Below are 12800 nucleotides of genomic sequence, written 5' to 3'. Positions count from 1 at the left end.
CGAATATTTTATGGTTCTACTGTGCCTTTAAAGTATAAAAGTTCTTCTTTATTAACACCATTAGATATAACTAAAATGACTTTTTTTTGTTCTCCAGTTTGGTTGGGTTTGGGTAAATAGACTACTGTTATTTTCCCTTTTTGCTCTGGCTCTATTACTGTTTTCTCCCAAATAACTGTTGTACAATCACAACCTGTTTGTACTGCTTTTATTTTAAGTGGTTTTTTGCCTGTATTGGTAAATTCATATACTTGTGAAATAGCCTTTCCCATCTTGATGTTACCAAAATTATATTCTTTTGACTGAAAATAAATATAAGGTTCGTTGGGTGTGGGAATTACAGGAATCGTATCTTTTTTAACTTGGAGGGTATCTTGAGCAAAGCCAACTGTATAAACCCCTATAAATAAAATGATTAAAAATAATTGTTTCATAATTTTTATATTTTCATGGATTGTTTCCACATCTACTTCAAAAATCGTTCAAATATGGTTAATTTTTACTAAAAAATCAAAAGGCTTTCTTGTTTAAACAAGAAAGCCTTTAAAAAAATAGTTAATTTTTATTGTTTTTCCATTCTCTTACGCTCATTCTCATCGAGGTATATTTTACGCATACGAATAGCCGTAGGTGTAATTTCTACGTATTCATCCTTTTGTATATATTCCATAGCTTCTTCTAAAGAGAATTGAACTTTTGGAGCAATTTTTACACTATCGTCTGTACCTGAAGCTCTTACGTTGGTAAGTTTTTTACCTGTCTGTACATTCACAACTAAGTCAGAACCTCTTGTGTGTTCGCCTATAATCTGACCACCATAAATTTCCTCTCCTGGATCGATGAAGAAATATCCTCTATCTTGTAATTTATCAATAGAGTATGCTGTAGCAGGACCTGAATCTTTAGAAATAATTGAACCACTGATACGTTCAGGAATGTTTCCTTTGAAAGGCTCATAGGCTGTGAAACGGTGTGTCATAACAGCTTCACCTTGTGTAGAGGTAAGCACTAAATTTCTAAGTCCAATCAAGCCACGAGAAGGTATTTTAAACTCTAAATGTTGTAAATCGCCTTTTGGCTCCATGATTTGGAGTTCCCCTTTACGTTGTGTAGAAAGTTCTATTACTTTACCTGCAAATTCTTCAGGAACATCTACTACCAATGTTTCGATAGGCTCATGACGTTGTCCATCTATTTCTTTGAATAACACTCTGGGCTGTCCCACTTGCAACTCATAACCTTCTCTACGCATAGTTTCGATAAGGATAGACAAGTGCAAAATACCACGTCCATACACTATAAATGAATCCTCTCTATCTGTAAATTCTACTCTTAGAGCTAGATTTTTTTCAGTTTCCTTTAATAATCTTTCTCTCAAATGTCTTGAAGTAACAAATTTACCTTCTTTACCAAAAAATGGCGAGTTATTGATGGTAAAAAGCATACTCATCGTAGGCTCATCAATTGAGATACGAGGCATAGGTTCAGGATTCTCTATGTCTGCAATTGTATCACCAATTTCAAATTCTTCTAAACCTGTAATTGCACAAATATCACCTGCTTTCACTTCTTCAGCATTGGCTTTTCCCAAACCTTCAAAAGTTTGTACTTCTTTGATACGCATTTTCTTAATAGAACCATCTGCCTTACAAAGTGCAATTTGAGCATTGGGTTTCACAGTTCCTCTATATACACGACCAATGGCTATTCTACCTACAAAGCTTGAATAATCTAAAGATGTAACTTGCATTTGTAAAGCACCCTCAGCTATTTTAGGTGCAGGAATTACATTAATAATAGTATCTAAAAGAGCTGTAATATTATCTGTTGGCTGTTTCCAGTCATAACCCATCCAACCTTGTTTTGCTGAACCATAAATAGTTACAAAATCTAATTGGTCTTCTGTTGCTCCCAAGTTGAACATCAAATCAAAAACATGCTCATGTACTTCATCAGGGCGACAGTTGGGTTTATCTACTTTATTGATAATCACGACTGGTTTTAAGCCTAACTGAATAGCTTTTGTCAATACAAAACGAGTTTGAGGCATAGGACCCTCAAAAGCATCTACAAGCAAAAGAACTCCATCTGCCATTTTAAGTACACGCTCTACTTCTCCACCAAAATCGGCGTGACCAGGAGTATCAATAATATTAATTTTAGTACCTTTATAACGAATAGATACATTTTTAGAAACGATAGTAATACCTCTTTCTCTTTCTAACTCGTTGTTATCAAGGATAAGGTCATCAAATTGTTGGTTTTCTCTGAATAGTTTGGCAGAATGAATTATCTTATCTACCAAAGTGGTTTTTCCATGGTCAACGTGAGCAATAATAGCAATGTTGCGAATATTCATAAATCAAGGGCTTATTTTGAAGGTGCAAAAATAGAAAAAATATTTGAGAATAAGAAAGTTTCCTTCAAAATAAGATAGTTACCTTTGTATTAAATTTAGTTTAACAGTTTTAAAGCAATAAAATATGTCTTTACAAGAAACTATCAACGAGCTTATCAAAAGCCGTCGTTCTACTTATCCTGCTCAATTCGACAACTCTAAAATAATAGATGATACTATTATTTGGCAAATTTTAGAAAATGCTAATTATGCTCCTACTCACAAAAAAACAGAGCCTTGGCGTTTTGTAGTGTTTAAAGGAGAGGGTTTAAAAAAATTAGCTCAATTTCAAGCTGATTTATACAAAGAAAAAAATACTGGTGATAAGTTTAGTGAAAGTACATATCAAAAACTACTTACCAACCCACTCAAAGCCTCTCATATCATAGCTATTGGCATGAAACGCCACGAAGGAGTTCCTGAAGTAGAAGAAATTGAAGCTGTGGCTTGTGCTGTTCAGAATATTTATTTATCCATAACAGCCTATGAAATAGGTGGTTATTGGGGTAGTGGTGGTGTAACTTACTATCCTGAAGCCAAGTCGTTTTTCGGTTTGGGCGAAGAGGATAAACTACTTGGTTTTTTCTATCTGGGGCATATTGCCAAAGAATCACCTGAATCGCAAAGAAAACCTGTTCAAGAAAAAGTAACATGGATAGAATAAAAAAAGCCCTTTTCAGGGCTTTTTATTGTTTATGAGAGTTTGATAAAATCTTGAGGTTTATCCAATACCAAAGCTACCTGATTTATTTCTTTCTTAATACCATAAAGTCCTCTAATACTTATCTTTTTGTGTAACTTAATAAGTACATTAGGCTGTGTCATGAGTAAAGAGGCTACATTCAAGATATTTTTATCTTTTTCTACATCTTTGATTGGGATAATTTCTGAGATATTGGATTTATCTATTTCAAAATTCCAAACCTTACCTACTCTTATAAAAACTGTATTCTGTTCAATAGAAATTTTTCTACGTACAATAGATACTATATAAGCCATTAAAAATACCAAAGAATAAACACTAAGAGCTGTTAATATCCATGTAAGTATCGGTTTAGAGTCCATTAATAAAATATGAACCACAACTAATTCTATCAATGATACAAAAATTAAAACCGAAAAAGTAGGTACAAAAGCAGATTCTTTATGGATTGTGAATTCATTTTCTTGAGTATCTCTTTTTTTATAAATCCAGAAAAATAATCCATAACGAAGCATGATAAGTTCCGAAACAAAAAAGTGTATAAAAAAACTATTCCCCAAGTGCGTTTCAAAAGCCTGATGAACGTTTTTTATAAAGTCTGATGTTTCTTTTTCTAGTTTTTGATACTCTTTTATAATTTTATGGATTTTAGTAAGTACCCAAACCAGCACCCCAAGTTCTAAGATAATCAAGCCTATTTCTGCATAATAAAGATATTCTTGATACCCTTTTGGTATCACCCCATATCCCACACCCATACATGCCATGATTACCCCCAATAGAGAAAGTTTATTTACTTTTAAAGGCTTTACAATCACAAAAAAGTATAAAACAGGTAGAATAATTATCAAATCAATGCTTACAGCTAAAGGCAGAAGTCTATTCTGATAAAAATGAGATGTAGAAACTATCCATTGTTCTAAAAAAACAATTACAAGAAATAATGCTATAAAAGCTAAATAATGTTTTTGAGGTTTCTTAAGACTTAGGTTTTTCATAAGCAAATATAAATTTCATTAGAAATTAAAAACATATTTATAAAATAGAAAAGGTTGGCATGTTGCCAACCTTTCAATAATGTATATTTTTAAGCCCTCACTTTCTTAAATGCTTCCAAACCAGCTTTTAAGTATTTTTCGAAGATTTTCACATCTGGTTCGTAGCCTACAGGTGGACTTACTAATAAATTACCCTCAGAATCTAACAGAGCATAATAGGGTTGAGCAATATTACTAAATTTATCTGCTTCAAAATGCAAGTTTATTTTACCCATAGATTTCTTTACTTTACCATCTACTTTCGATGTAACCCAATCCTTTTCTGGTAATTCTGTTTTATCATCTGTATAGAGAGAAATTATCACATAGTCATTTTTTAGAATATTTAAAATTTCAGGCTTTACCCAAATGTATTCTTCCATCTTACGACAATTGGCACAACCATGTCCTGTAAAATCTAAAAATATAGGTTTTTTCACTTTCTTGGCATAGGCTACTCCTTCCTCATAATCAAAAAAGCCTTTTAAACCATGTGGCAATTTTAAGAAATCACCATACTTAACAGTACTTGGAAAATCTCCATTATCAGTATTTGTAGATTGATTATTTCCTTGTGCTACAATAAACTCCTGTGTAGTTTTTGGAGGAATTATTCCGCTTAACAGTTTTAAATCTGCTCCCCAAAGCCCTGGTATCATATAAACTGTAAAAGCTGTAATAAAAATAGCCGTTACAGCTCTTGGTACAGATATTTTATCCAATTTGGTATCGTGAGGTAATTGAATTTTTCCAAATAAATACATTGCCATTGCTCCAAAAACAGCTATCCAAAGGGATAAAAATACATCTCTGTTCAAAATTCCCCAGTGATAAGCCAAATCAGCTGTACTTAAGAACTTAAATGCCAATGCTAACTCTAAAAATCCTAAAAACACTTTGACTGTATTGAGCCACCCTCCTGATTTTGGAAGGCTTTTCATGGCTGTTGGAAACAAAGCAAAAAATGTAAAAGGAATCGCAAAAGCCGAAGCATAGGCTATCATACCTATGAGAGGTTTTATTACTTCTCCTTGTGTTGCAAGCATAATAATACTACCTGCGATGGGAGCTGTACAAGAAAATGAAACCAAAACCAATGTAAAAGCCATAAAAAATACAGCTCCATAGCCTCCACCGTCAGCTTTACGGTCTATTTTATTGACAAAACTGCTGGGTAATACAATGTCAAACATTCCCAGAAACGAAAGTCCAAACACAATAAATATACTGAAAAACAACAGATTGGAAGCCCAATGAGTGCTAAAATCATTGTTAAATTCTATTCCAAACGCTAATGAAGCCAATAAACCCAATAAACCATAAATTCCAATGATTGAGCCACCATAAATCAGAGCTTTTACAATTCCTCTGCGTCTGTTTGCTGCTTGCTGTTGTATTTGTTCCTCTGCACTAGCCTGAGGACTAATAGGTCTATCTCCTTTCATAAAAAGGGTTACAGTCATGGGTATCATAGGATATACACATGGTGTAAGCAATGCTAGCAAACCTGCTAAAAATGCTCCTAAAGCAAACAAGAAAAGATTTTCTTCTTCTTTTTCTGCACCTTCAAAATTTACAGGTTTATTTTTTACCGTTTCATTAGACTTTTTAGAGGTTGTATCTACAGGTGTAATTTGAGTGGTATTTTTTGCCTCAGAACTGTCTTTTTTATTGAGAGCTTTTGTATCTTCAGGTTCTTTCTGGTCTGTTTTACCATCTGCTTTTACAGCTATCTGGCTAAAACTAAAATCATATTCACAAGGAATACACTGATTATCTTTATCAGAACAAGTTTGATAATCTATTGTACCTTCTATTTTAAAATTATCTGATAAAATCTTTATTTTTTGTTTGAATTCTCCTCTTTTCTTGAATTTCCTGATAGTCATCTCAAAAATAGGGTCTTGAAAACTTTCTGCTCCAGGCGATTCTACTTTACCAATCAATTGATAAGACGCATTTTTCTTAAAATTAAATTCTGTAATTTTAGGTCCCCCTTCTTCAAAACCATTGGCATAAGTATACCAATTGGGTTTGGGGGTAACAAAAAAACTGATGATTACCTCATCTCCTACTTTGGCTTCAGACTTTGATGCTTTCACTTCCCAATCTGAGCATTTATCTTTTCCAGTTTGTGCTTTTAGAGTAAGTATGTTGAAAAATAAGAGTATTATAAATATTTTTTTCATGGGATTGATAAAATAGAACTTCACTTATTTATAAACGCAATTTTCTATAAAATAAGTTTAAAAAACTATTAAAATATTAATTTATGCTTCGGCTTTTGCAAAACCAACAGTTTCACGATAAATTTGAGGAGAAACATCTGCATTTGTTTTAAAAAAACGACTAAAATAGTATTCGTCCTGATAGCCTAACTCATAAGCAATTTCTTTTACAGTTTTAGAAGTCATATACAACTCTCTTTTTGCTTCAATAATTATTCGTTCTGAAATTAAGTCTGTTAGTGTTTTATTAAAATAATTTTTACAAATTTTAGCCAAAGATTTTGATGAGATATTTAGTAAATCAGCATATTCACTTGCAGAATGTTTGATTTTAAAGTTGGATTCAATAGCTTCTTTTAAGTTTTGTAAAATAAAAGGCTGTTCATTTTCTCCATAAGCATTTTGAGCTTCTGGATTTTGCTCTATCTTGATACGTGAAGCCTTGATTAAAAAGATTTTCAGATGAGAAACTAAAAGTTCATATTGAGCCAAACTAACATTTTGCATTTCCTCTTTCATTTGTTCAATCAAAGAAAGAAAATATGTTGTTTGTTGTGGGTCAATTTCTATAAAAGGTGGATTATAAATATTATTAAAAAGTACCCCATTACAAGCCACTTCTTGCTGGTGTTTATGAATACAAAAAAAGTCAGGATGAAAATGCAAACATATTCCTTGTAAAACACTGCTATCAATCATGAAAGGCTGATAAGGCGAAAAACACATCATAGTATTCTTATGAAATTGATAATCAGAAAAATCAGCCTTCAGCTTACCATTCCCCTCCAAAATTAAAATCAAGCTATAATATCCCAAACGTTGAACATGGTCAAAATGATTATTATTTTCAAAAGGCAAAATTTTGAAAGCCAAATGTCCATTTTGAGGGTTTATCAAGGTATAACTCATAAAGCATTATCATTGTAAACGGAACATGAAGATAACCATGTTCCGTTTATTTTAAAAATTTAATTTTTGTTTGCAACTGCTTCCAATTCTACTGCCACAGGAAAATCAATTGGAATTTGGGTAAGATTATGAAGATAATTCATTACTACCTTATCTGCCACAGCAATAATTACATCTACAATACTACCTTTGGTATAACCAGCATTCAAAAATGTTTGGAGTGTCAAATCATCTACTTTTCCCTTGTTTAAAGTAACAGCTTTCGTAAACTTTGCTAAAACATCTAATTTACTATCAAAAGAAGCTTTTCCTTGACGTATTTCGATGATTTGCTCTTCTGTAAAACCATTCATTTTACCCAAAAGCGTATGAGCAGATTGACAATACAAACATTCATTGACTTGGCTTACAACCAAGTTTACTACTTCCTTTTCTTTTTTGCTTAAAGATGTTTTTCCATTTTGGAAATTAAGATAATTTTCTAAACCTGTGTTGCTGTATGCCATGGTTGCATACAAATTAGGTACCATACCCAAAGCACTTTTGAGATTATCAAAAATAGCTTGATTGTTTTCAGAAACTTCTTCTCTTTGGGGAACTGTGAATTGTGCCATTGTTATAATTTTTTTAGTGTGAATTAACATTACAAATGTATAGCCTCCAGCACTTTTATAAAATGGACAATAAACGCTTTGAGATGGACAATTTTCCCTAATCAGAAAAAAGCCTCTCTAAGATATTTAGAGAGGCTTTTTTATTTAATAAAAGAATAAGATTCTACTTTTTCGCTATCTGAATAGTTTTTGTTCCATTCTTATGCGAAACCTGAACCAAATACAATCCTGAAGGCAAACTTGTTAAATCTACTTGGAATTCAGAAGTATTTAATTTTTGACTCATCACTTCTTTTCCTAATAAATCTTTAACACTTATGTTGTACTCACCTATCCAAGCATTCTCAACAGAAATGTTTACTTTATCTGCTGTTGGGTTAGGATAAGCTTTCAACACAACTTCTTTGTTGCTATTCAAGGCTGTTGGATTCACTCCATTTCCTCTTACTGTGAAGGTATTAATCCCTCCTGCTGCATTGCTGTTTACTGTTACTGTTCCACTGTAACTAGCTACCGCAATAGGAGTAAATGAAACCTCAAATTCTCTACTTTCATTAGGAGCAATAGCAACTGTTCCTATGAAACCATAATTGAATACCACATTAGGCATACTCATAGATGATAGTGAAAGTGGTGCTACTCCAATATTTCTTACAGTAATCGTTTTTCTTGAGGATTGAAGAATTAATACATCTCCAAAATCAATATCTGTTACAGAGATTTGGATGATGGGTCCACTTGCAGCAACTACTACTGTGTAAGCTCTTGTAGCACTACAAGTTCCATTGGTAGCTTGTACTGTAAAATTAAATGTTCCAAGAGTGGAAGGTGCTCCTGAAATTACTCCTGTAGAAGTATTCAACGTCAAACCTGTTGGTAATGTACCTACACTTACAGACCATGTAACTGCTCCTGTTAAACCTGTTTGGGTAAGCGTTTGACTGTAAGCTACCAACTGTGTTGCATTGGGCAATGTCGCTGGATTCACACTTACTCCTGTACAACTAATTACCACTGTATAAGCTTGTGAGGTTGAACAAGTTCCATCTGTTACCTGAACTGTAAAATTAAAAGTTCCAAGAGCAGAAGGTGTTCCTGTAATGGCTCCACTTGTACCATTCAAAGATAAACCTGTGGGTAATGTACCTACACTCACAGACCAAGCAGGTGTACCTGATAAACCTGTTTGAGTAAGTGTTTGGCTATAGGCTGTACTCAAGAAACCATTAGGTAAAGTTGTAGGGCTGATACTCACACCAGCACAATTCACAGCAAAAGTATAAGCTTGAGTTGCACTACACACTCCACTACTCTGAGAAGCTGTTACTGTGTAAGTTGTTGCTGCTACTTGTACAGAAGGTGTTCCTGTGATTTGACCTGTTGAGGTGTTTAGAGAAAGACCAGTAGGTAAAGCGGGAGCTACAGAATAAGTAATTGTGGCTGTATTACCTGTTACTGATGCATCTAAACTATAAGCTGTTCCTATTGTTGCATTATTTGCTGTGGTATTGACAAAAGTAATCGTTGGACAATTTACTGCAAAAGTATAGTTTTGAGTAACTGTACACACTCCACTACTCTGAGAAGCTGTTACTGTATAAGTAGCAGAAGCTGTTGTAGTTGTGGGAGTTCCCGTAATTTGTCCTGTTGAAGTATCTAAAGTCAATCCAGCAGGTAATGCAGGGCTTACTGAATAAGTAATCGTTGCCGTGTTACCTGTTACAGATGCATTTAAACTGTAAGCAGAACCTATTGTCGCATTGCTTGCAGATGCGTTCACAAATACTATGGTAGGACAACTCACTACAATACTATAAGCTTGGCTTGCTGTACAAGTTCCATCTGTTACCTGAACTGTAAAATTAAAAGTTCCAATTGCAGAAGGTGTTCCTGTAATGGCTCCACTTGTTCCATTGATAGAAAGCCCACCAGGTAATGTCCCTGCACTGATTGACCATGCTGGTGTACCAGATAAACCTGTTTGACTAATGGTAACACTATAAGCAGAACCGATTGTTCCTGCTGTAAGCGTTCCTGTTACTGGTGTAATGGTGATACCAGCACAATTGACAGAGAATGTATAAATTTGAGTTGCTGTACACACTCCACTACTCTGAGAAGCTGTTACTGTATAAGCAGTTGCTGCTACTTGAGCTGTAGGCGTTCCCGTAATTTGTCCTGTTGAGGTATTGAGAGTCAATCCAGCAGGTAAAGCAGGTGCTACTGAATAAGTAATCGTTGCTGTATTACCAGTTACTGAAGCGTCAAAGTTATAAGCTACTCCCACTGTTGCATTAGGGGCAACAGTATTCGTAAATGTAATAGTTGGACAATTTACTACAATACTATAAGCCTGTGTTTGAGGACAAGTTCCATCTGTTACTTGAACTGTAAAATTAAATGCTCCAGTTGCAGTTGGGGTGCCTGATATTTCTCCTGTTGTTCCATTGATAGAAAGCCCACCTGGTAATGCTCCCGCACTAATTGACCATGTTGGGGTGCCAGCTAAACCTGTTTGAGAGATAGTTACACTATAAGCTGAACCAATAGTTCCTGCTGTAAGGGCTCCTGCTACTGGGCTTAAAGTAATCGTAGGGCAAACAACTGCAAAAGTATAAGCTTGAGTTGCTGTACACACTCCACTACTTTGGCTTGCTGTTACTGTATAAGTAGCAGAAGCTGTGATAGCAGTTGGGGTTCCTGTAATAGCTCCAGTAGAAGTATTTAAAGAAAGACCAGCAGGTAAAGCAGGACTTACTGAATAAGTAATCGTTGCTGTATTACCCGTAACAGAAGCATTTAAACTGTAAGCAGAACCTATTGTTGCATTGCTCGCTGTGGTATTGACAAAAGTAATTGTAGGGCAACTCACTACAATACTATAGGCTTGAGTTGCTGGACAGGTTCCATCTGTCACCTGAACTGTGAAATTAAATGCTCCAGTTGCAGTTGGTGTTCCTGATATTTCTCCTGTTGTTCCATTGATAGAAAGCCCACCAGGTAATGCTCCAGCACTAATTGACCATGTTGGGGTACCTACTAAACTTGTTTGAGAGATAGTTACACTATAAGCTGAACCAATAGTTCCTGCTGTAAGGGCTCCTGCCACTGGAGTGATTGTAATAGTAGGGCAGCCGTTGAATTCATAAGCTCCCACATCTGGAGTAGTAACATCTCTGGTTGCACCCGTAATATCAGTTGTAATGCCTACAATAGGTGTACCCCTTGCATCCAAAAGGGGATTCGTAGGCAACAGATTTGTTGCAGATGTAAATGTAGGGTCTATGCTTACAGAGTTAGCGTTTTGCCCAAATCCTGTTTGAATTCCTGTTAAATCTACTCTGTCACTCCCTATAAATCCTAAAACTCCTTGAGTACCACTTACAAAGTAATCATTGTAATTAACGTTTGTGAAAGCTGTATTAGCTGCTGCAGAGTAGATAGCATATGTTTTAGCTGTACCTGCTGCACTATTAATAAGGTTTGTATGAAATATATTGTTACGCACATCCAAGTTAGTAACTGTTGATCCCACATAAAAAGCTCCTGATAGTGTACCACTAGTATTGCCCGTAAATGTACCACTACCTAAATTTACAGAATTATAGTATAGATTAACTCCACCAGTAGTACCCAATAGACGAATACCCACTACAACATCAGTGGTAAAATCATTCCAACCATCACCTCTTATATCACTAATGGAGTTATTAGAAATTGTGAGATTACTAGTAGCATTCGCAGTATTGATACTTATACCTTTTCCACCATAACCACCTGTTCCTGTATAATGAATATTACGTATGATATTGGCATTAAATGTTGAATTAATCACATTGGCAACAATGTTAATTCCCATAGGATTGTTTGCTGTAGTAATAATATCAAAAATTGTATTATTAGAAACTTGCAATCCATTATTATTGGAAAAGAACATTCCTATAAATCCTATTCTATCAGCTACAACAGATGAACCCACACTATTTTGAGTAACAACATTTCCTGTATTTCCTGTTGCAGCACCAGCAATAGCAATACCATATTGAGCTTTTGCTACACTGTTATTTTGAATGACAACATTGTTATTGGGCGATTCAGCAGTACCACCAGCCGTTACACCACTACCACTAAATATACCCCCAAAAGTGGTAGTTCCTGCATTTCCAAGAATATTTAGGTTTTTAAAAGTGTTGTTTGTAGCTCCATCTGAAGCACTTGCACTACCATTCCAAATCACAAAACTTGATGTTCCTACATTTGTATTAATAATTGTCAAATCTCTAGTTGTTCCACTCACTACATTGCTACCATCTATTGTAACATAGTCTGCTCCATTCAAACGAATGATAGCATTTGTACTACTACCTGTAATGGTAGGGCTGATGCCTACTGCAGGTTTGATGGTAAGTGTATTGGTCGAACTTGCTCCAGCATTAGCATTGATAACAATAGGAAATGTTTCTGAAGGGTATGTTGCATCTATCAAACTAAACACAATTGCCCCTCCAATACAAGAATTATTATAGGCATTGATAGCTGCTGTGAGAGTTGGATAAGTACCTGTTACCCCCACAGTATATGTACCTGCACTCAAAGTGGGCAAATTGGTATAAGAACTTGGAGTTGTAGGAGGTGTGCTTGCTGCTGGAGGATTTATTGTAAAACCAGATGCTCCCCCTGAAGGATTAGAACCAATATTTGGTGTTCCTGCATTATCCTGAGCAACTATATAATAAGAAATTACATCCCCAGATACAGAACCTGTTCCTAAAGTAAACTGATATTGATTACCTCCTAAAGATACACCTGTTGCTGCCTGATAAGCTCCAGCATTGATTCTCCAATATAAAACAGGTAATCCTGCACCACTGGTAGGCACTCCATTTATATCTGTAATGGTGGCTGTTAAAG

At 34.9% G+C, this 12800-nt stretch carries 7 protein-coding genes and 1 pseudogene; 1 reads left to right on the top strand and 7 read right to left on the bottom strand.

The features are described 5' to 3' along the window. Window positions 1-8 precede the first annotated feature (8 nt). The gene (locus AD998_08910; protein ID KOY88124.1) at window positions 9-347 is read right to left on the bottom strand and encodes a hypothetical protein; all 339 of its coding nucleotides are present in this window, start codon (window positions 345-347) and stop codon (window positions 9-11) included. 215 nt (window positions 348-562) lie between these two features. Further along, window positions 563-2359 carry a GTP-binding protein TypA gene (locus AD998_08905; protein ID KOY86248.1) on the bottom strand — a complete coding sequence of 599 codons (1797 nt, stop codon included), beginning with the start codon at window positions 2357-2359 and terminating at the stop codon, window positions 563-565. 124 nt (window positions 2360-2483) lie between these two features. Between AD998_08905 and AD998_08900 the strand changes: the two genes are divergently transcribed. Further along, window positions 2484-3062, top strand: a complete 579-nt coding sequence (locus AD998_08900) for a nitroreductase (GenBank protein KOY86247.1) — start codon at window positions 2484-2486, stop codon at window positions 3060-3062. A gap of 29 nt (window positions 3063-3091) precedes the next feature. Here the strand turns inward: AD998_08900 and AD998_08895 are convergent, their stop codons facing one another. The 5 genes and pseudogenes from AD998_08895 to AD998_08875 form a co-directional block, all read right to left on the bottom strand. Next, window positions 3092-4099 carry a hypothetical protein gene (locus AD998_08895; protein ID KOY86246.1) on the bottom strand — a complete coding sequence of 336 codons (1008 nt, stop codon included), beginning with the start codon at window positions 4097-4099 and terminating at the stop codon, window positions 3092-3094. Window positions 4100-4188: 89 nt separating this feature from the next. After that, window positions 4189-6327 carry a hypothetical protein gene (locus tag AD998_08890; protein KOY86245.1) on the bottom strand — a complete coding sequence of 713 codons (2139 nt, stop codon included), beginning with the start codon at window positions 6325-6327 and terminating at the stop codon, window positions 4189-4191. An 81-nt stretch (window positions 6328-6408) separates the two neighbouring features. Beyond that, the gene (locus AD998_08885; GenBank protein KOY86244.1) at window positions 6409-7275 is read right to left on the bottom strand and encodes an AraC family transcriptional regulator; all 867 of its coding nucleotides are present in this window, start codon (window positions 7273-7275) and stop codon (window positions 6409-6411) included. Between the two features lie 59 nt (window positions 7276-7334). After that, on the bottom strand, window positions 7335-7889 hold the full coding sequence (locus AD998_08880) for an alkylhydroperoxidase (GenBank protein KOY86243.1): 555 nt from the start codon (window positions 7887-7889) through the stop codon (window positions 7335-7337). Between the two features lie 733 nt (window positions 7890-8622). After that, window positions 8623-10845, bottom strand: a pseudogene (locus AD998_08875) (hypothetical protein). Window positions 10846-12800: the final 1955 nt, after the last annotated feature.

It is taken from the genome of bacterium 336/3, assembly GCA_001281695.1.
Lineage (GTDB): Bacteria > Bacteroidota > Bacteroidia > Cytophagales > Thermonemataceae > Raineya.
Note: the sequence above shows the minus strand (reverse complement) of the source record. Positions and strands in the feature narration are given on the sequence as shown.